The sequence below is a fragment of the Streptomyces sp. NPDC053076 genome (assembly GCF_044546845.1).
GTDB lineage: Bacteria > Actinomycetota > Actinomycetes > Streptomycetales > Streptomycetaceae > Streptomyces.
Genome location: NZ_JBITZL010000004.1, coordinates 469,719 through 489,037 on the forward strand (window position 1 = coordinate 469,719; position 19,319 = coordinate 489,037).

Below are 19,319 nucleotides of genomic sequence, written 5' to 3' on the forward strand. Positions count from 1 at the left end.
GGGGCAGGACTACTCGGGGGTTTCGTCCAGCGCGTGCGCCACCAGGGCGAGGAGGGTCTCGATGACCGAGATCCGCCGCCGCGCGTCCATGATCATGACAGGGATGTGCGCGGGTATCGTCAGCGCCTCCCGTACGTCCTCCGGTTCGAACCGCTCGCTGCCGTCGAAGTGGTTGACCGCGACGACGTACGGCAGTCGGCAGCTCTCGAAGTAGTCCAGGGCCGGGAAACAGTCCTTCAGACGGCGGGTGTCGGCCATGACGACGGCCCCGATCGCGCCGCGCACCAGGTCGTCCCACATGAACCAGAACCGCTGCTGGCCCGGCGTGCCGAACAGGTAGAGCACCAGGTCGTCGTCGAGCGTGAGGCGGCCGAAGTCCATGGCCACGGTGGTGGTGAGCTTGCCCGGGGTGGCGGACAGGTCGTCGGTGCCCTCACTGGCCTCGGTCATCAACGCCTCGGTCTGCAGGGGCGTGATCTCCGAGACGGAGGTGACCAGGGTGGTCTTGCCGACGCCGAAGCCGCCCGCCACCACGATCTTCGTCGCGATGGGGGCACGCGTCCGGTCCGTCTGCCAGGACTTCAGGTCCTCGTCGGGCTCGGCGAATCCGGCGACGAGGGGCGAGACGCCGGTGGCGTCAGAGACGGCGGAGTCCACTCAGCACCCTTTCCAGCAGCGCGCGGTCCGGGCGGCCGGTGCCGTGACCGGTCCCGGTGCCGTACACACGGATCTTTCCCTGGTCCGCGAGATCGCTCAGGAGCACACGGACCACGCCGAGCGGCATCTTCAGCAGCGCGGCGATCTCTGCCACCGTGCGCATACGGCGGCACAGTTCGACGATGGCCCGCATCTCCGGCATGACCCGGGTGGTGAGCGAGCCGTTCGTCAGTTCCTTGCGCTCCTCGGGGGCCTCCAGCGCGGCCACGAAGGTCTCCACGAGGAGGACGTGGCCGAAGCGGGTACGGCCCCCGGTGAGCGAGTAGGGGCGGACGCGGGCGGGTTTGCGGTCACCGCCGCGGACGGGGAGCTTCGCGGTACCGCTCATCGGTCGCTCCCGGCCGGCCGGGACTCCAGCGACTGCCGCAGCTCGGAGCGCAGTTCCGGGGTGAGGACGTGGCCGGCGCGGCCCACGAACAGCGCCATGTGGTACGCCACGACGCTCATGTCGCACTCGGCGGAACCGTGCACGCCGAGCAGCGAGCCGTCGCTGATCGACATCACGAACAGACTGCCCTCGTCCATCGCGACCATCGTGTGCCTGACCCCGCCGTAGTCCAGCAGTTTGGCAGCGCCGACGGTGAGGCTGCCGACGCCGGAGACGATGGTGGCGAGGTCGGCGGACGACCCGCGTGGGCCCTTCGCCGGACGGGCCTGGCGGGACCGTTCGGTGTGTCCGGGATCGGACGAGAGCAGGAGCAGACCGTCGGAGGAGACCACGGCGACGGACTGGATGCCGGGTACTTCCTCGACCAGGTTGGTCAGCAGCCAGTGCAGGTTACGGGCTTCACTGCTCAGTCCGTAAGTAGTGGGCGCGGTCAACTGCTTGCCTCCTCGGCTGTGCCCCCCGTGGATTCTTCGGCGTGTGCGTAGCTGGTCGGCCGCTGGTGGCCGGCCGTCCGTTCGGTGATCTCCGCCTCTACGTCGCGGTAGCCGGCCTCGGCACCGCGGCGGAATCCGCCGAGCCTGCGGCGCAGGGCGTCGGCGTCGACGCCTCCGGCGCGCTGGCGGGGCGGGGCTGCGGGGGCGGTGATCTTGGGTGTGCGCTTGGGGAGACCCTTGCTGGTGAGCCGCTCCTCCGGCTCGGCCGGTGCGGATGTGGGTGTGGGTGTGGCCTCCGCCTCGGCTTCGCCTTCGGCGGTCGTGTTCCCACCCGCACCACCCGTGCGGGTCTCGTGCCCACCTGCGGGTGGCCCCTGTGGGGTGTCCTCGCCGTCGGCGGGTGCCGGGATGGGGGAGTGGGACGCGGCCGGTACCGGGGTGCGGGTGTGGGACGCGGACGGGGCCGGGGTGCCGGGGTCGGATGCCGACGGGGCCGGGGTGCCGGGGTTGGATGCCGACGGGGCCGGGGTGCCGGGGTGGGGCGCGGAGGGTGTCGTCGGGGTCGGTGGGAATTCTGGGAGCAGGAGCTCCATCGTCGTCTCGGCGTGGGTCTCCGCCGGGGCCTTCGGGCGGGTCTCGGTGTGCTGGGCGGGGCCGGTGGCCTGTTCGTGGTCCGGGCGGTCACCGGAGACGTCCGGCGCGTCCTGCTCGGCCCAGCCGGCGGGCCCGGCCTCCCTCTCGAACGCCTCGGCGTCGGCCGGCGCCCCGGTGTCTCCCGCCGCGGCCTCGGCCGGCGCCCCGGTGTCTCCCGCCGCGGTCTCGGCCGGACCGTCGATGGCGTTGCGCACGGCCTGTTCGGCCAGGGTGACCAAGGGGTCCGAGGACTTCGCGCGGCCGTGCAGGACGTTGGAGTTGGCCTCCGCGTCGGCGCCGGGGAGGGTGAAGGTGCCCGTGGCGCCGGGTGCCGTCCGGGGCGGGAGTGCCGTCGCCGGGGCCTCGGTGAGGAGGGACGCCGGCAGGACCACCACCGCCGCGGTGCCGCCCTGCTTCTGCTCGCGCAGCCGGACGCGGACGCCGTGCCGGTGGGCGAGGCGCGCGACGACGTACAGGCCGAGCCCCAGGCCGCCGTCGCCCTCCTGGTCGTAGAGCGACTCGGGGTCGAAGTCGGCGAGGCGGGCGTTGAGACGGGCCAGGCGCTCCTCCGTCACACCGATGCCCTCGTCCTGGACGGAGAGCATGACCTCACCGGATTCCAGCAGCCAGCCGGACACCTCCACGGGCAGGTCCGGCGGGGAGAACGAGGTGGCGTTCTCCATGAGCTCGGCCAGCAGGTGGGAGAGGTCGTCGGCGGCGAAGCCCGCGATGTGGGCGTGCGGGGGCAGGGCCGCGATGCGGACGCGCTCGTAGCGTTCGATCTCGCTGACCGCCGCCCGGACCACGTCGACCAGCGGCACCGGGCCGGGGTGCTGCTGCACGTGCTCGGTACCGGCGAGGACGAGGAGGTTCTCGCTGTGCCGGCGCATGACCGTGGCGAAGTGGTCCAGTTTGAAGAGCGTGGCGAGGCGGTCGGGGTCCTGTTCGCGCTCCTCCAGGCCCTCGATGACCGCCAGCTGGCGCTCGACCAGGCCCAGGGTGCGCAGGGCCAGGCTGACGAAGGTGGAACCGATGTTGGTGCGCAGCCGCTCCAGCTGGGCGACGGCCTCGGCGAGTTCGGTGCGGAGGTCCTCGCGGGCGTCCGCCATCTTCTGGCGCTGGCCGACCAGGTGCTTGCGGTCGGTCTCCAGGGTGCCCACGCGCTCGTGCAGGGCGGAGGCGTGTGCGTGGAGGGCGTTGACGGAACGGACCACCTGGGCGAACTCGTCGTTGCGGCCGGTGAAGCCGATCGGTTCCTGGGCCGCCGGGTCCTCGGCCTGAGCGAGGCGGGCCGAGCCGCGGCGCAGGACCGACAGCGGACGGGTGAGGGTGCGGGCCATGGCCGTGGCGACGCCGATCGCGACCAGCAGCAGCGCGCCGAGGACGGCGACACGGATCTCCAGGGCGGTGACGTCGTCGTCCCGGAGCCTCTCCAGCTCCTTGGTGCGGTGGTCGTAGAGCGCGGACTCGGCGCCGCGCATCAGGTCCACGCGGGCGGACAGGACCGCGTCCAGCTTCTTGGTGCTGGTGGTCAGCTCGCTGTCGGCGAGGGTCGGCTGGTCGGTGAGCGTGGCCAGGTACTTCTCCGCCGAGTTGACGTCCGGGCCGGTGACCGTGGAGTCGTAGGAGTCCGCGGCCTTCTCGGGCGCGGTCTCGCGGAAGTCGGCGAGCGCCGCGTCGGCGCGCAGGCGGGCCTGCTGGGCGGCGACGGTCAGCGCGTCGCGCTGCTTGCTGTCGGCGTCGCTGCTGGTGGCGGCCGTGGCGGGCAGGCCGGTGACGGGGTCGATCACCGTCTGGGTGCGGGACGGGATGTTCAGCGCGGCCAGCAGCAGGCCGCGGGCGGCGGCGGACTGCTGGACGGCGGAGTCCAGTTCGGCGAGGGCGTGGGCGCCGGAGCCGGCCCGCGGGGGCATCCGCTCGGCCAGCTGTTCGGCGAGCCGGTGCAGTTCGGTGATCGTCGCCGAGTACGCCTGGTGGGTCTGGAGGGTCGTGGTCTTGCCGGTGAGGGCGGCCCGGCGGACGGTGTCGATGCCGTCGAGGTCGGTGCGCAGGCTCGCCGGGGTGTCGGTGTCCGCGCGCAGCTCCTCGACCTGCCGGTCCACGCGGGCGCTGCGGTCCTCCGAGGGCGCCTTGGACTTGGGGCGGCCGGCCGCGACGTAGGAGGTGACCTCGTCGCGTTCGTCGGCCAGCGAGTGGGCGAGAGTGAGCGCGTCCTGGGTGCGCGCGGCGAGCGTCACCAGGTCCTGGGAGTCGCTGACGTCCCCCGACGCGGTGAGCAGCGCGGGCGCGCCTGCTCCGGCGACGGCGGCGGCCACCACGGCGACGGCGACGATCAGCCGGGTGCGCACATGGGTGGGACGGCCGCTGCCCACGGGGGTCTGGGGAACGGTCCCCTCGGGGGCCGTCTGCCTACCTGTGCGCCGAGGCCGCTTTTTCTGCACCGGTGCTCGCATTCCTGAACTCGTCTACCCAGGGGCCCGGGTGGCACCCCGTCATATCGGTGCCAAGTGGTGCGTACACCCGGTTCGTATGGTTCCCGACCCTCCCAGCGCCGGTGGGCAGTGGTCGCGCATCACCTGACCCGCCACCCGAAGGAGTGAACATCGGAGGGGAGTTGGCGGGCAAGTTCCTCTGGCGTGTGCGCGCCCCTTGCGCGGCGGGCCGGTTGGACGCACGCGGCAGGCTTTGACAGTATTCGCCGCCACGCCTTCCCGGAGTGTCCCATTCCTGCCCAAAGCAGGCGCCTGACCTGCGGGGTAGTGAGAATTCACCGTGCGCTTGCCAGCCTTTGGTGCACCGTGTGAAGGGCTCGTGCAGACTGGCCGGATGCGCACTGATCTCGTCTCGGAACCCGGCGACCCGGGCCGCCCCAACGAGGACTTCGCCGGTGTCGGACTACCCGCCTCCGGACAGGGCGGTTGTGTGATCGTCCTGGACGGAGTGACCCCGCCCAGCGGTGGGACGGGCTGTCTGCATTCCGTCCCCTGGTTCACCGCGCGACTGGGCGGCGCACTGACCGAACTGACCGTTTCCGGCCGAGATCTGACGCTCTCGGAGATACTCTCGCGGGCGATCCGCCGCACCGCCGACGCCCACGCGGGCACCTGTGACCTTTCTCACCCGCGAACCCCTCAGGCAACCGTGGTCCTGACCCGCTGGGGCGCGGCCTCGGTCGAGTACCTGGTGCTGTCCGACTCCGCGCTGCTGGTGCGGGGCGCCGACGGGGCCGTCACCCCCGTGCTGGACGACCGGCTCGCCCGGCTCCCCCGCTCCGCGCTCGCCACCGACGCCCTCGTCGACGCGAACCTGCGCAACAAGGAGGGCGGCTTCTTCACGGCCGCCGCCGACCCTGCCGTGGCCGCCCGGGCGGTCACCGGCTCCCTGCCCCGGCACGAGGTCCGGGCGCTGGCCGCGCTGACCGACGGTGCGACCCGCTGGACGGAGAAGTTCCGTGAGGGCGACTGGACGGCCCTGTTCGACGTGGTCGCCAAGGAGGGCGCCCGCTCGCTGGTCGAGCGGGTACGGGAGCTGGAGGCGGCGGACCGGGAGCAGCGGGCCTTCCTGGGGCGGAGCAAGACCCACGACGACGCGACGGTGGTGTACGCGGAGCTGTAACCCGCTATTTCGCCATGACGCCGTTCAGCTCGTGGAGCAGCCGGGCCAGTTCGGAGACCTCCCGGCGGTCCCAGTGGGCGAGCTGGCGGACGTAGCGGGCACGGCGGGCCTCGCGGACGGTGCCGACGCGGCGGCTGCCCTCCTCGGTGAGGGTGACGAGCCAGGCGCGGCCGTCGGCCGGGTCGGGTTCGCGGGCGATCAGGCCCAGTTCCTCCAGCGCGCGCAGCTGCCGGGACATGGTGGCCTTGCCGACGCCGATGTAGGCGGCGAGTTCCGTGGCCCGCTGGCCGCCCAGTTCGTCCAGCCGGATGAGCAGGCCGTAGGCGGAGGACTCCAGATCCGGGTGGACCTCCCGTGCCATCTCGCCCTGGTTGGCCCGGGCGCGCCGGAGCAGCACGGTCAACTCGCGCTCCAGTGCCAGGAATTCCTGGTCTGCACCACTGGGCGTCGCCTGGCCGGCGGCGTGGTGTCCGCCACCGTTTGCGTCCTCGTGCACGTCAGCACCCCTGATCGGTTTCGCAGTACTGAAAGTTTCTGTCAAGCGTCGTCATCGCCGCAGCTCCGTAAGTATTTCGTAGGCGTAGACCAACGGCATCGACCGGACCCTCTTCCACGCCGTCATCTACGTGCGTAGCTTCTTTACCACGCCTTTGGTGGCATGCCCACGCCCAGTGGGCCCGGCGGTCAGCGCCACGATCCCCCACGTCTCTCTCCCTCCTCCCCCACCCCACTCCCCGGAGGCACGTCATGACCGTGCTCAGACCCGGCTTCCTCCGTTCCCCCCGCTCCTTCCGCCCGGGCCCCCTCGCCGTCCTCGTCACGGCCCTGCTCGCGGCGCTCTCCTGCGCGCTCCCCCTCACCTCCGCCCAGGCCGCGGCCACCCCCAGCCGCGGCTCGGCCTACATGGGCATGGGTGTCCTCGCCCACGACGGCCGGGACGGTTCCCCCAGTACGGGTGACGCCACCCAGACCGAGGGAGTGGACGTCTCCGCCTATCAGGGCAACGTCGCCTGGTCGACGCTGTGGGGCAGCGGAGTGCGCTGGGCGTACACGAAGGGCACGGAAGGCACGTACTACACGAACCCGTACTTCGCCCAGCAGTACAACGGCGCCTACAACGTAGGCATGATCCGCGGCGCCTACCACTTCGCCACCCCGGACACCACCAGCGGCGCCACCCAGGCCAACTACTTCGTCGACCACGGCGGCGGCTGGTCCCGGGACGGCAAGACCCTGCCCGGCGCCCTCGACATCGAGTGGAACCCGTACGGGGCCGCCTGCTACGGCAAGAGCGCGAGCCAGATGGTCAGCTGGATCGCCGACTTCATCAACACGTACAAGGCGCGCACCAGCCGGTACCCCGTGATCTACACGGCCACCAGCTGGTGGACCCAGTGCACCGGCAACTACGGCGGCTTCGCCGTCAACGACCCGCTCTGGATCGCCCGCTACGCCACCGACCCGGGGACGCTGCCGGCCGGGTGGTCGTACTACACGATGTGGCAGTACACCTCCTCCGGCCCGACCGTCGGTGACCACGACAAGTTCAACGGCGCCCTGGACCGCGTCCAGGCCCTGGCCAACGGCTAGGACAACCCCCTCCCGGCCGGGGGCGCGGGGGTCGCCCCCGCACAAGCACAGCAACGGCGCCCTGGACCGCGTCCAGGCCCTGGCCAACGGCTAGGACAGCCCCCTCCCGGCCGGGGGCGCGGGGGTCGCCCCCGCACGAGCACAGCAACGGCGCCCTGGACCGCGTCCAGGCCCTGGCCAACGGCTAGGACAACCCCCTCCCGGCCGGGGGCGCGGGGGTCGCCCCCGCACAAGCACAGCAACGGCGCCCTGGACCGCGTCCAGGCCCTGGCCAACGGCTAGGACAACCCCCTCCCGGCCGGGGGCGCGGGGGTCGCCCCCGCACGAGCACAGCAACGGCGCCCTGGACCGCGTCCAGGCCCTGGCCACCCGGCTAGGACAGCCCTCTCCCGGCCGGGGGCGCGGGGTCGCCCCCTGAGGTGTGCCGCGGCGGGACGGCCCGGTTTCCCGGGCCGTCCCTGCGTTGGTGCTCCGCGCCGCCCGGGATCATGCTGGTCAGGAGAGCCTGCCGAGCAAGGGCGAGATGAGCGGCGATGGAGCGACAGTCGACGTACACCGCGTACACGGCCACGGCCACCATCGATGAGCAGGGCATCCTGACCGGCTGGAGCGACGGCGCGCGGCGACTGCTCGGCTACGACTCCTCGACCGTCGTCGGCCGGCCCGCCTCCGCGCTGCTCGCCGCCGACGCCGCCGCGGCCCGGCGGGCACTGGCCGGCCGCAACCGCTGGAACGGCTCCCTCCCGCTGCTCCACCAGGACGGCCGGCACGTGGAACTGGGCGTGCTCGCCCACCATCGGACCTCGGACACCGGGGTCGCCGACTGGCTCGTGGTGAGCGCCGTGACGGGCCGGCCACAGCCGCCGCGGGGCGAACCCCTGGAGGAGTGGACGTTCCTCCAGTCCCCCTTTCCGCTGGCCATCTTCGACGCGGACCTGCGGCTGGTGCGGGCCAACCGCCGGCTGGAACACGCCCTCGCCCTGCCCGAGGCGGCGATGCGCGGGCTGCGCCTCGCCCACATCGTGCCGGGGGCCGGGAGCGAGGAGGCCGAGCGGTCCATGCGCCTGGCCCTGGAGACCGGCCGGCCCCTGGAGGCTCCGGGCCGCCTCGGCCCGCTCGGCCGGCCCACCGTCCTCACTCCGCTGAAGGACGCCGACGGCCGGGTGCGGGCCGTCTGCCTGTCCGTGCAGCAGCCGACCCAGGACTCCGCCGGCCGGCACCGCCCCCCGGCCGATACCGGCTCGCGCGTCGGGACGGCGGCGGACCAGGCGCGCGCCGCGCAGGAACTCGGTGAGGTCACGGTCCCCCGGCTGGCCGACGTCATGGCGGTCGACCTGCTGGACTCCCCGCGGACCGGCACCGAGGCCGCCGGCCCGCCACCGGCCCCGGTCGTGTTGCGCCGGGCCGCCCTGCGCGCGGTTCCGGACGGCGACGGGCCCGCCCACGGCACTGGCACCAGCACCGGCACCGGCGAGGTGATCGTCTGCACGGCCGGCTCGCTGCCCGCCCGGTGTCTGGCCGTGGGCCGCCCCCTGCTGTACGACACGACGGACCCGGCCGTCGCCGAGTGGGCGGCGCTGGATCCGGGCGCCGCATGGCTGCGCGCGTCCGGGGCGCGCTCCCTGCTGGCGGTGCCGCTGCTCGCCGAGGGCAGCACGCTCGGTGTCGCCCTGTTCGGCCGGCATCCCTCGCGCGAGCCCTTCGGGCCGGAGGACCTGCGGCTCGCCGAGGAGTTCACCGCCAAGGCGGCCGCCGGCATCGAGCAGACCCGTGCCACCGTCACGGCCCGCACCACCACCATGGCCCTGCAGCGCAGCCTGCTCCCGCACACGCTGCCCGAACAGGCGGCCCTGGAGATCGCGACCCGCTATCTGCCGGCCGCGAGCCGGGCCGGTGTGGGCGGCGACTGGTTCGACGTGATCCCGCTGTCGGGGGCGCGGGTGGCACTCGTCGTGGGCGACGTGGTGGGCCACGGCATCCGCGCCTCCGCCACCATGGGCCGGCTGCGCACGGCGGTGCGCACCCTGGCCGACGTCGATCTGCCCGCCGACGAGCTGCTCACCCACCTGGACGACCTGGTGCTGCGGCTGGCCGCCGACGAGGGCAGCGCGGACCCGTCCGCCGAGACCGCCGGCGGCATCGGCACCACCTGCCTGTACGCCGTCTACGACCCGGTCTCGCGCCGGTGCACCGTGGCCCGGGCCGGGCATCCGCCGCCCGCCGTGCTGACCCCGGACGGCATCGTCCGCTTCCTCGACGTGCCCGCGGGGCCGCCGCTGGGGCTCGGTGGGCTGCCCTTCGAGGCGGTCGAGACGGAACTGCCCGAGGGCAGCGTGCTCGCGCTCTACACGGACGGGCTGCTGGAGGCCCGCGACCACGACATCGACGAGGCGCTGGACAAGATGTTCGCCGCGCTCGGCCGTCCCGCGAAGTCGCTGGACTCGGTGTGCGACCGGGTTCTCACCGAGCTGCTCAGCCATCGCCCCGACGACGACGTGGCCCTGCTGGTGGCCCGTACCCGGGCGCTGCACGAGGACCGGGTCGCGTCCTGGGAGCTGGACGCCGAGTTCAGCGTCGTCGCCCAGGCCCGCCGGTACGCCGACGAGCAGCTGGCGGTGTGGGGTCTGGACGAGGCCGCGTTCACCACCGAGCTGATGGTCAGCGAGCTGGTCACCAACGCCATCCGTTACGGCCGCCCGCCCATCCGGCTCCGGCTGATCCACCAGGGCACCACCCTGACCTGCGAGGTCTACGACTCCAGCGGCACGACCCCGCACATGCGCCGGGCCCGGATCTTCGACGAGGGCGGCCGGGGCCTGCTGCTGGTCGCGCAGCTCGCCGAGCGCTGGGGCACCCGGCACGACCGGATCGGCAAGACGGTGTGGGCGGATCAGTCGCTGACCGCGCCCTGACGGCACTGCCGCGCGGGGAGGGGCGGGGCAGTGGCTGGTCGTCTCTCCGCGTCCCGCCCTGCTCGGGCCCGGGCCCAAGGATCACGAAACGGACGCCCGACGACTCCGCTGAGGCCCAGGCTGTTGGCTTGCCGCGCCTCCTCGGCGGTATGGCGTCACGAGATGTGCAGTCGTCCCGCCGAGGAGAGCTAAGCCGCGGAGCTGTAAAGCGACTACATCACCGCGCCGTGCGGCGGAGACGGCATGGGTGAGGGGTGGCAGGGCATCCGACGTGAAGGGGTGGGCTGACCGCGCTTTCGGTGCCGCCCGTCGACGTCAAGAGCCTCTTAGGGAGGAGAAGATGAAGGGCTTCCGCAGCTTCATCCTGCGCGGCAACGTGGTCGACCTGGCCGTCGGCATCGTCATCGGGGCAGCATTCACCGCAGTGGTGAACGGCTTCGTCAGCGCCTTCCTGACCCCACTCGTCGGGCTGGCCACCGGCGCCACCGGCGACATGAGCCGCAAGACCTTCACCGTAGGCGCCATCAAGTTCCCCTACGGCGCCTTCGTCAACGCGGCGATCAGCTTCCTCCTCCTCGCCAGCGCCCTGTACTTCCTGGTCGTGCTCCCGATCAACAAGCTCCACGAACGCCTCGCCCCGCACCAAGACGTCCAGGCCCCCAAACGGGACTGCCCCGAATGCCTCAGCCCCGTACCCGCCCAGGCCCGACGCTGCGCCTCCTGCACCGTCTCCCTGCCCGCCGTACCCGCTCAGGCCGGAGGGACAACCCAGCGCGCCGGGTGACCCGACCTCCATGGCCCGGCCTGGGTTGCCGGGCCCGCGCGGGCACGTCCGTGGTGACCGTTGATCTCGGTGCCGTCTGGCAGGACGGCCGCCGTACCCTGCGGCCTCATTTCCTGTTCGGTGGGGCCGTACATCCAGTAAGCCCAATCAGCAGGGCACAGGGCACGTTCCGAAATATCGGGGCTTGACGGTTCCGCGGAGGCGGGTTAAAAGCTCCGCACAGCCGAGAGACCGGCTACCGCGGCGAACGGAGGACAGGGGCCGCCCAGGCCGGCGGTTCGGGCACCTCGGCGCAGCCGGCACCCCGGCCCACCCCCGGGTCCACGCGCGCGGCGGCCACCCTCAGGTCCACCAGCGTCGGCGTACGGCCGCGCGGGCCGACCTCGCCGACGGCGCCCCGCAACGCCGCCACGAACTCCAGGCACGTGTCGTAGCGGTCGTCGGGGATCTTCGCCAGGGCCCGGTGCAGGACCGCGTCGGCCTCGCCCGGGATGTCCGGCCGCTCCTCGCTCAGCGCGGGCGGCGGATCGTACTGATGGGCCCAGAGCAGATCCAGGTGGTCCGTCCGCCGGAAGGGCGGGGCTCCGGCGAGGATCTCGTGGACCACGCAGGCGAGGCTGTACTGGTCGGACCGGCCGTCCACCGGGCGCCCGGCGATCCGCTCGGGCGCCACGTAGTCCAGCGTGCCGACGAACTCTCCCGCCGACGTGAACCCGGTGAGCGACAGGGACTTCTTCGCCAGCCCGAAGTCGGTGAGGTAGACGTGCTCGGGGTGGTCACTGTCGACGCCCTTCGCGACCAGCACGTTGCCGGGCTTGACGTCCCGGTGCACCAGGTCGCGCGCATGGGCGGCGTCGAGCGCCGAGGCGAGCTGGGCGGCGATGCGCAGCGCGGCCGGCACCGGGAGCGGGCCCTCGCGGTCGAGCAGACCGCGCAGGTCGAGGCCGGAGACGAAGCACATGGCGATGTACAGGATCCCGTCGGCCTCGCCGGCCTCGAAGACGGGCACGATGTTGGGGTGGTCGATGGCGGCGGCCACCCGCGACTCCTGGGCGAAGCGCCGGCGGAAGGCGTCGTTGCGCGTGTACTCGGGGGCGAGCAGCTTGAGGGCGACCGTCCGGCCGAGGCGCAGGTCCTTGGCGCAGTAGACGACGGCCATGCCACCGCGGCCGAGTTCGCGCTCGACCCGGTAGCCCGCGATCTCCGTCCCGATCAGACCGGAGGGCCGGCCGTCCTGCCCGCTCACGCCCGAATTCTACCGAGTTGATCCACCGGCGCGCCCGGCCACGGCCGGGCGGGCGCGCGACCTGGCGAAGGCCCGGGCCTCCCTCACGGAACCCGGGCCCTCACTCATCCCGCGGCGTCCGTCACGCCGCCACGGGAACCTCCGGCGCCGCGCCGTTCGTGGCGGGCGCGAGCGCCAGCTCCAGGACCTGACGGACGTCGGTCACGGCGTGGACGTCGAGCTTGTCCAGCACCTCGGCCGGGACGTCGTCCAGGTCGGGCTCGTTGCGCTTGGGGATGATCACGGTGGTCACCCCGGCGCGGTGCGCGGCGAGCAGCTTCTGCTTCACGCCGCCGATGGGCAGCACCCGGCCGGTCAGCGAGACCTCGCCGGTCATGGCGACGTCCGTGCGGACCAGGCGGCCGGAGAGCAGCGAGGCGAGGGCCGTGGTCATCGTGACGCCCGCGCTCGGGCCGTCCTTCGGCACCGCGCCCGCCGGGAAGTGGATGTGCACACCCCGGTCCTTCAGGTCGGCCACCGGCAGCTCCAGTTCGGCACCGTGGCTGCGCAGGAAGCTGAGCGCGATCTGCGCCGACTCCTTCATCACGTCACCGAGCTGGCCGGTCAGGGTCAGACCCGCCGCTCCCGTCTCGGGGTCGGCCAGGGACGCCTCCACGAAGAGCACGTCGCCGCCGGCACCGGTGACCGCGAGACCGGTCGCCACACCGGGCACGGCCGTACGGCGCTCGGCCGGGTCCTGGGCGGACTCGGGCACGTGGTGCGGGCGCCCGATCAGACCGCGCAGATCCTCGCTCCCCACGGTGAACGGCAGTTCCTGCTCGCCCAGTTCGTGCCGGGCGGCGACCTTGCGCAGCAGCCGCGCGATGGACCGCTCCAGGGTCCGTACGCCCGCCTCGCGGGTGTACTCCCCGGCGAGCCTGCGCAGCGCGCCCTCGTCGATCGTGACCTCGGCCTTGTCCAGGCCGGCCCGCTCCAGCTGGCGCGGGAGCAGGTGGTCCCGGGCGATGACGACCTTCTCGTCCTCGGTGTAGCCGTCCAGGCGGACGATCTCCATCCGGTCGGCGAGCGCCTCCGGGATGGCCTCCAGAACGTTGGCCGTGGCGAGGAAGACCACGTCGGACAGGTCCAGCTCGACCTCCAGGTAGTGGTCCCGGAAGGTGTGGTTCTGGGCCGGGTCCAGGACTTCGAGCAGGGCCGCGGCCGGGTCGCCGCGGAAGTCGGAGCCGACCTTGTCGATCTCGTCCAGCAGGACCACCGGGTTCATCGACCCGGCCTCCTTGATGGCCCGCACGACCCGGCCGGGCAGCGCGCCCACGTACGTACGGCGGTGACCGCGGACCTCGGCCTCGTCGCGGACGCCGCCGAGCGCGACGCGGACGAACTTGCGGCCCATGGCGTGCGCGACCGACTCCCCGAGGCTCGTCTTGCCGACGCCGGGCGGGCCGACGAGCGCGAGCACGGCACCGCCGCGCCGCCCGCCGATGACCCCGAGACCACGGTCGTTGCGCCGCTTGCGCACGGCCAGGTACTCGGTGATGCGCTCCTTCACGTCCTCCAGGCCGGCGTGCTCGGCGTCGAGCACCGCCTTCGCGCCCTGGATGTCGTAGGCGTCCTCGGTCCGCTCGTTCCACGGCATCTCCAGGACGGTGTCCAGCCAGGTGCGGATCCAGGAGCCCTCGGGCGACTGGTCGGAGGCGCGCTCCAGCTTGTCGACCTCCTTCAGGGCGGCCTCGCGGACCTTCTCGGGCAGGTCCGCGGCCTCCACCCGGGCGCGGTAGTCGTCGGACTCCTCGCCCTCCTCCTGGCCGTTCAGCTCACGCAGCTCCTTGCGGACCGCCTCCAGCTGCCGGCGCAGCAGGAACTCACGCTGCTGCTTGTCGACGCCCTCCTGGACGTCCTTGGCGATGGTCTCGGCCACGTCCTGTTCGGCGAGGTGGTCGCGCAGCTGCTGCGTGGCGAGCCGGAGACGGGCCACCGGGTCGGCGGTCTCCAGCAGTTCGACCTTCTGCTCGGTGGTCAGGAACGGTGAGTAGCCGGAGTTGTCGCCCAGCGCCGAGACGTCGTCGATGGCCTGGACACGGTCCACGACCTGCCAGGCGCCGCGCTTCTTCAGCCAGGCGGTGGCGAGCGCCTTGTACTCCTTGACCAGTTCCGCGGCCTGGCCCGGCAGCGGTTCCGGAACGTTCTCCTCGACGCGGGCGCCCTCGACCCAGAGCGCGGCCCCCGGGCCGGTGGTGCCGGCGCCGATGCGCACCCGGCTCCGGCCGCGGATCAGGGCCCCCGGGTCGCCGTCGGCCAGCCGGCCGACCTGCTCGACCGTGCCGAGGACGCCGGTCTTGGCGTACGTACCGTCGATGCGCGGCACCAGCAGCACCTTGGGCTTCCCGGGCGCCGACCGGGCGGCGGCCTGTGCGGCCTCCACCGCGGCCCGCACCTCGGCGTCGCTCAGGTCCAGCGGAACCACCATCCCGGGCAGCACGACCTCGTCGTCGAGCGGCAGCACGGGCAGGACGAGCGTGAACGCCGTGGACTCAGCAGCCATGATCTCCCCTTAGGCAGTCAACTTGAGCTATGCCGACTCAATGTTTTGGCTGCCCGCGATGTTCCCGGCAGCGTGTTCGCTGTCAGCGATCACCCGATTCCCGCAGGTCGAAGGGCCCATACCCGGCAGGCTCGGACGCGAAGGCACCTCCTGACCCGAGGCCCCGCGCCGCCCCGCCCGGCCCGGCCCGGCACGGCCGCACCGCTACCGACCCGGAGACACCGCAAGGCCCGGAGTCACCGCAGGGCCCGGAGACACCCGGCAGGGCCCGGAGACACCCCGCAGGGCCCGGAGACACCGCCGACCCGGAGGCGCCCCCCGGCCCAAGACGGAGAACAAGCAGAGGTGCGCAACTGCTTCCCGGATCGCGCCCCCGGTCGTGGTGCACCGGCCGCCGGCAGCGCTCGCCGGCAGTGGCCGTCGGCAGCACCCGGCCGCGAGATCCCTACGCGGCGTGCGCCGGTTTCCCCACGGCGGCCGGAAGCGCGGGGGCGTTCCGCCGCCCGCGTCGCAGCAGCGGCCAGCCGGCCACGCCGGTCGCGAGGGCGATGAGATGACCCCAGTTGGTCATCGGGTCCTGGAAGGCGATCAGGTCGTTCAGGAGCAGGCCGCCCGTCAGGGCCAGCAGGGGCCAGCGCAGCCACGGGGTGAGCAGCCCGGCCAGGGCGCCGGCGGTGGCGGCGACGCCGAAGCTGATGCCGTAGTCGAGGCGGTGCAGCGAGGTCGGCGGCAGGTGCCCGAACAGGACCGCCAGGCCCACCGGGACCTCGGTGGCCAGGGTGGCCAGGACATGGCCGGCCAGGAAGACACAGGCTGCCCGTACCCCGCCCGTCCGCCGTTCCAGCGCGGTGAGCACCAGCACGAACGCGAGCGCGTACGGCGAGAGGATCCCGCCCGCGATCCACAGCGCGCTCGCCAGCAGCACCGGCATGGGAGCGCTCGCCAGGTGGACCACGTCCGTGCTGGAGCCCTGGTGGAGGGCGTGCACCCAACCGGGATCCGCCTGGGCCGCGACCAGGGAGGTGACGGCGAGGACGACCGCGTAGCCGAAGGTGAACGGCGTGCCGGCCGGAGTGGGCAGCAGCCGCCACACCCGTTGAGCCGTACGGAGAAGCGGTGCGGCCGGACGGAGAAGCGGTGCGGCCGCAGGCACCGGACCGGGCGCGCGGGCCGCGGCGGGCCCGGGCCCCAGGGGGGACGCGGGGGCGGTGCCGCGCTGGCGTGGCATGCCGTCCAGCAGGCCGGCCGGCGGTGGGACGGCGGCCGTGCCGTCCGGAAGAGGCGTGCCCAGGGCGGGCGGGGACGCGTCCGTCGCAGGGCCCGGCGTGATCCGTTCCACGGTGAGGCGCTCCTTCCGTCGCGCCCCACCCTTCGTGTTCGGCATGCCGCTGTCTATGACCGACGCCACGCGAGAGCGGATTCACAGCAACCCCTCGCCCCCTGCCCGCGTCCGGGTCCGGGTCCTCGCCCGGGCCACTCGTCCGTGGGCGTCATGCGTAATTCCCGTGAATGGCGGGCCGCGTTCAAGCAGGATGTGTCCATGACTGCCCTGCACGACACTCCCGTGGTCCTTGACCGGTGCGACGGCCCCTACGGCGAGGTGGTGCTGCGCAGGCACGGCGCGCTGCTGCAGATCATCGTCAACGGCTGTTTCCTGATGGACACCTCCGACGGCCGCTCGGAGCGGCTGCTGGTGGACGCCGCCCGGGACGCGCTGGACGGGCGGCCGGCGCCGAAGGTGCTGATCGGCGGGCTCGGTGTGGGGTTCTCGCTCGCGCACGCCGCGGCCGACCCCCGGTGGGGGCGGATCACCGTGGTGGAACGGGAGCCGGCCGTCATCGGCTGGCACCGGGACGGGCCGCTGGCCGAGGTGTCCGCCGGCGCACTCGCCGACCCGCGCACCGAGATCGTGGAAGCGGATCTCGTGGCTTACGTCAATGAGACATCGGACACGTTCGACGCGCTGTGTCTCGACATCGACAATGGGCCCGACTGGACCGTCACGGCAGCCAACGACAGTCTCTACTCGCCGGCCGGACTCGCGGCCTGCGCGCGGGTGTTGAGGCCCGGCGGGGTGCTCACGGTGTGGTCGGCGCAACCCTCTCCGGATTTTGAAGGAACCTTGCGGAATGCCGGGTTCCGACAGGTGCGTACCGAAGAGGTGCCCGTTGCCCGGGGCGTTCCGGACGCCGTCCACCTCGCCGTCCGACCTGGATAGCGACAGCGCGGTGAGTCCCCGTAATGTGCTGCCCTGGCGCGGATCATTCAAGCGTCAAACGCAGACATGGGATCACCCCACGGATTCCGGAAAGCAACAACAGGGGCGGGCGATGGAGCAGACACACACCTCCCAGAGCGGCGCGGCGACGACCACCCCGGGCGCGCAGCGCCGGGTGCTGGTCGTCGAGGACGACACGACGATCCTCGACGCCATCGCGGCCCGGCTCCGCGCCGAGGGATTTCTGGTGCAAACGGCGGCCGACGGTCCGGCCGCGGTCGACACGGCCGAGGCATGGCAGCCCGACCTGCTGATCCTCGACATCATGCTGCCCGGCTTCGACGGGCTCGAGGTCTGCCGGCGGGTGCAGGCGCAGCGGCCGGTGCCGGTGCTGATGCTCACCGCGCGGGACGACGAGACGGACATGCTGGTCGGGCTCGGCGTCGGCGCCGACGACTACATGACCAAGCCGTTCTCCATGCGGGAGCTGGCGGCACGCGTGCATGTGCTGCTGCGTCGGGTGGAGCGGGCCGCGCTGGCCGCCACCACGCCCCGCTCCGGCATCCTGCGGCTGGGCGAGCTGGAGATCGACCACGCGCAGCGCAGGGTGCGGGTGAAGTCCGAGGACGTCCACCTGACGCCCACCGAGTTCGATCTGCTGGTGTGCCTGGCGAACACCCCGCGCGCGGTGCTCTCCCGGGAGCAGCTGCTGGCCGAGGTGTGGGACTGGGCGGACGCCTCCGGCACCCGCACGGTCGACAGCCACATCAAGGCGCTGCGCCGGAAGATCGGTGCCGAGCGGATCCGCACCGTGCACGGCGTGGGCTACGCGCTGGAGACACCGACCCCATGAGCGGCGGCGGGCGCCAGGCCGCACGGAGGAGCCCCGGGACCCTCGGCGAGGAACCCTGGGGCGGCGTTCGCCCGTTCTCGATCAAGACCAAGCTGGGTGCTCTGGTCGTCATCGCGGTGCTGATCACCACCGGTCTGTCGATCGTCGCGGTGCACACCAAGACGGAGCTGCGCTTCATCACGGTCTTCTCGATGATCGCCACGCTGCTGATCACGCAGTTCGTGGCCCACTCGCTCACCATGCCGCTGGACGAGATGAACGCGGTGGCCCGCTCCATCTCGCAGGGCGACTACACGCGCCGGGTGAAGGAGAACCGCCGGGACGAACTCGGCGACCTGGCCCAGACGATCAACGTCATGGCCGACGAACTGGAGGCCCAGGACAGCCAGCGCAAGGAGCTGGTGGCGAACGTCTCGCACGAGCTGCGCACTCCTATCGCGGGCCTGCGGGCGGTGCTGGAGAACATCGTCGACGGGGTCACCGAGGCCGACCCGGAGACCATGCGGACGGCCCTGAAGCAGACCGAACGGCTGGGCCGCCTGGTGGAGACCCTGCTGGACCTCTCCCGCCTCGACAACGGCGTCGTGCCGCTGAAGACGCGGCGCTTCGAGGTGTGGCCGTACCTGTCCGGTGTGCTGAAGGAGGCCAACATGGTCGCCTCGGCGCGCGCGGGCATCGCCTCCGGCTCGGGCAGCCACACCCGCACCGACGTCCACCTGCACCTCGACGTCTCACCGCCGGAGCTGACCGCGCACGCGGACCCCGAGCGCATCCACCAGGTCGTCGCCAACCTGGTCGACAACGCGGTCAAGCACAGCCCGCCGCACGGCCGGGTGACGCTGAAGGCACGGCGCGGGTCGCAGCCGGAGTCGCTCCAGCTGGAGGTCCTGGACGAGGGGCCCGGCATCCCCCGGTCGGAGTGGCACCGGGTGTTCGAGCGGTTCAACCGCGGGGCGGTGACCCGGCCGCACGGCCCGGGCAGCGACGGCGGTACCGGGCTGGGGCTGGCCATCGCCCGGTGGGCCGTGGATCTGCACGGCGGCCGGATCGGTGTGGCCGAATCCGAGCGGGGCTGTCGGATCATCGTCACTCTTCCGGGCCTGACTTCCGTCCCGAGTTGACGTAGGGTCCGAACCGGAAGCACAAGATCCACGACGATCGCTGCCGCTCCGTGCAGCTGGACACGTGTGATCAGGGCAGGCCCGCGCCACCCGTCGAACGAAGACGCGCCGGGCCCGCGCCGGTGCACCCTCTCACATGCGGAACCACGCTTGTTTCCCGCCATTTCAAGCCCTGAAACAAGATTTCTGATGTGACTTACGCGACGATGAACCGGCCCGACCTGACCTTCACGGTCTTGGAGGCGTAGCCTTTATTCCCGCTGTCC

At 72.6% G+C, this 19,319-nt stretch carries 15 protein-coding genes; 7 read left to right on the forward strand and 8 right to left on the reverse strand.

The features are described 5' to 3' along the window. Window positions 1-9: 9 nt before the first annotated feature. The 4 genes from ACIGYR_RS19530 to ACIGYR_RS19545 are packed head-to-tail and all read right to left on the reverse strand — an operon-like array spanning window position 10 to window position 4,625. On the reverse strand, window positions 10-657 hold the full coding sequence (locus tag ACIGYR_RS19530) for an ATP/GTP-binding protein (RefSeq protein WP_391840744.1): 648 nt from the start codon (window positions 655-657) through the stop codon (window positions 10-12). Then, entirely contained in the window at window positions 638-1,045 is a 408-nt protein-coding gene (locus ACIGYR_RS19535) for a DUF742 domain-containing protein (RefSeq protein WP_391840742.1), read from the reverse strand. The genes ACIGYR_RS19530 and ACIGYR_RS19535 overlap by 20 nt, the downstream gene beginning before the upstream one ends. Then, the gene (locus ACIGYR_RS19540; protein ID WP_399597879.1) at window positions 1,042-1,539 is read right to left on the reverse strand and encodes a roadblock/LC7 domain-containing protein; all 498 of its coding nucleotides are present in this window, start codon (window positions 1,537-1,539) and stop codon (window positions 1,042-1,044) included. The genes ACIGYR_RS19535 and ACIGYR_RS19540 overlap by 4 nt, the downstream gene beginning before the upstream one ends. Then, entirely contained in the window at window positions 1,536-4,625 is a 3,090-nt protein-coding gene (locus ACIGYR_RS19545; protein WP_399597876.1) for a nitrate- and nitrite sensing domain-containing protein, read from the reverse strand. Before ACIGYR_RS19545 ends, ACIGYR_RS19540 begins: the two co-directional genes overlap by 4 nt. Window positions 4,626-4,998: 373 nt before the next feature. Here ACIGYR_RS19545 and ACIGYR_RS19550 point away from each other — a divergent pair, with 373 nt between their 5' ends. Further along, window positions 4,999-5,787 (forward strand): protein phosphatase 2C domain-containing protein, encoded by a 789-nt coding sequence (locus ACIGYR_RS19550; RefSeq protein WP_391840736.1) that lies wholly within the window; start codon window positions 4,999-5,001, stop codon window positions 5,785-5,787. A 4-nt stretch (window positions 5,788-5,791) separates the two neighbouring features. On the opposite strand, the gene ACIGYR_RS19555 is transcribed toward ACIGYR_RS19550, so the two are convergent. After that, window positions 5,792-6,283, reverse strand: a complete 492-nt coding sequence (locus ACIGYR_RS19555) for a MarR family winged helix-turn-helix transcriptional regulator (protein ID WP_399597873.1) — start codon at window positions 6,281-6,283, stop codon at window positions 5,792-5,794. Window positions 6,284-6,534: 251 nt separating this feature from the next. Between ACIGYR_RS19555 and ACIGYR_RS19560 the strand changes: the two genes are divergently transcribed. The 3 genes from ACIGYR_RS19560 to mscL all read left to right on the forward strand — a co-directional run bounded on the left by ACIGYR_RS19560 (window position 6,535) and on the right by mscL (window position 11,073). Further along, window positions 6,535-7,377 carry a lysozyme gene (locus tag ACIGYR_RS19560; RefSeq protein WP_399597870.1) on the forward strand — a complete coding sequence of 281 codons (843 nt, stop codon included), beginning with the start codon at window positions 6,535-6,537 and terminating at the stop codon, window positions 7,375-7,377. A 533-nt stretch (window positions 7,378-7,910) separates the two neighbouring features. Next, window positions 7,911-10,289, forward strand: coding sequence for a SpoIIE family protein phosphatase (locus ACIGYR_RS19565; protein ID WP_399597867.1), 2,379 nt, complete (start codon window positions 7,911-7,913; stop codon window positions 10,287-10,289). 340 nt (window positions 10,290-10,629) lie between these two features. Next, on the forward strand, window positions 10,630-11,073 hold the full coding sequence (gene mscL, locus ACIGYR_RS19570) for a large conductance mechanosensitive channel protein MscL (protein ID WP_391840728.1): 444 nt from the start codon (window positions 10,630-10,632) through the stop codon (window positions 11,071-11,073). Window positions 11,074-11,308: 235 nt separating this feature from the next. On the opposite strand, the gene ACIGYR_RS19575 is transcribed toward mscL, so the two are convergent. The 3 genes from ACIGYR_RS19575 to ACIGYR_RS19585 form a co-directional block, all read right to left on the reverse strand. After that, complete coding sequence (locus ACIGYR_RS19575; RefSeq protein WP_399597865.1) at window positions 11,309-12,319, reverse strand: serine/threonine-protein kinase; 1,011 nt, start codon at window positions 12,317-12,319, stop codon at window positions 11,309-11,311. Between the two features lie 121 nt (window positions 12,320-12,440). Beyond that, complete coding sequence (gene lon, locus ACIGYR_RS19580; RefSeq protein ID WP_399597862.1) at window positions 12,441-14,861, reverse strand: endopeptidase La; 2,421 nt, start codon at window positions 14,859-14,861, stop codon at window positions 12,441-12,443. Window positions 14,862-15,306: 445 nt separating this feature from the next. Further along, window positions 15,307-16,200: a rhomboid-like protein gene (locus ACIGYR_RS19585; protein ID WP_399597861.1), complete on the reverse strand. Its 894-nt coding sequence runs from the start codon at window positions 16,198-16,200 to the stop codon at window positions 15,307-15,309. A gap of 201 nt (window positions 16,201-16,401) precedes the next feature. Between ACIGYR_RS19585 and ACIGYR_RS19590 the strand changes: the two genes are divergently transcribed. The 3 genes from ACIGYR_RS19590 (at window position 16,402) to ACIGYR_RS19600 (ending at window position 19,053) form a co-directional block, all read left to right on the forward strand. After that, window positions 16,402-17,079: a spermidine synthase gene (locus ACIGYR_RS19590; protein WP_399597858.1), complete on the forward strand. Its 678-nt coding sequence runs from the start codon at window positions 16,402-16,404 to the stop codon at window positions 17,077-17,079. 112 nt (window positions 17,080-17,191) lie between these two features. Next, window positions 17,192-17,932 (forward strand): response regulator transcription factor, encoded by a 741-nt coding sequence (locus ACIGYR_RS19595; RefSeq protein ID WP_391840716.1) that lies wholly within the window; start codon window positions 17,192-17,194, stop codon window positions 17,930-17,932. Next, the gene (locus ACIGYR_RS19600; protein WP_391840714.1) at window positions 17,929-19,053 is read left to right on the forward strand and encodes an ATP-binding protein; all 1,125 of its coding nucleotides are present in this window, start codon (window positions 17,929-17,931) and stop codon (window positions 19,051-19,053) included. The genes ACIGYR_RS19595 and ACIGYR_RS19600 overlap by 4 nt, the downstream gene beginning before the upstream one ends. Window positions 19,054-19,319 lie beyond the last annotated feature (266 nt).

Coding starts and splice junctions, on each gene's coding strand:
- ACIGYR_RS19560 (WP_399597870.1), top strand. CDS start 6,535: ATGACCGTGCTCAGACCCGGCTTCCTCCGTTCCCCCCGCTCCTTCCGC.
- ACIGYR_RS19535 (WP_391840742.1), bottom strand. CDS start 1,045: ATGAGCGGTACCGCGAAGCTCCCCGTCCGCGGCGGTGACCGCAAACCC.
- ACIGYR_RS19600 (WP_391840714.1), top strand. CDS start 17,929: ATGAGCGGCGGCGGGCGCCAGGCCGCACGGAGGAGCCCCGGGACCCTC.
- ACIGYR_RS19545 (WP_399597876.1), bottom strand. CDS start 4,625: ATGCGAGCACCGGTGCAGAAAAAGCGGCCTCGGCGCACAGGTAGGCAG.
- mscL (WP_391840728.1), top strand. CDS start 10,630: ATGAAGGGCTTCCGCAGCTTCATCCTGCGCGGCAACGTGGTCGACCTG.
- ACIGYR_RS19565 (WP_399597867.1), top strand. CDS start 7,911: ATGGAGCGACAGTCGACGTACACCGCGTACACGGCCACGGCCACCATC.
- ACIGYR_RS19595 (WP_391840716.1), top strand. CDS start 17,192: ATGGAGCAGACACACACCTCCCAGAGCGGCGCGGCGACGACCACCCCG.
- ACIGYR_RS19550 (WP_391840736.1), top strand. CDS start 4,999: ATGCGCACTGATCTCGTCTCGGAACCCGGCGACCCGGGCCGCCCCAAC.
- ACIGYR_RS19590 (WP_399597858.1), top strand. CDS start 16,402: ATGACTGCCCTGCACGACACTCCCGTGGTCCTTGACCGGTGCGACGGC.
- lon (WP_399597862.1), bottom strand. CDS start 14,861: ATGGCTGCTGAGTCCACGGCGTTCACGCTCGTCCTGCCCGTGCTGCCG.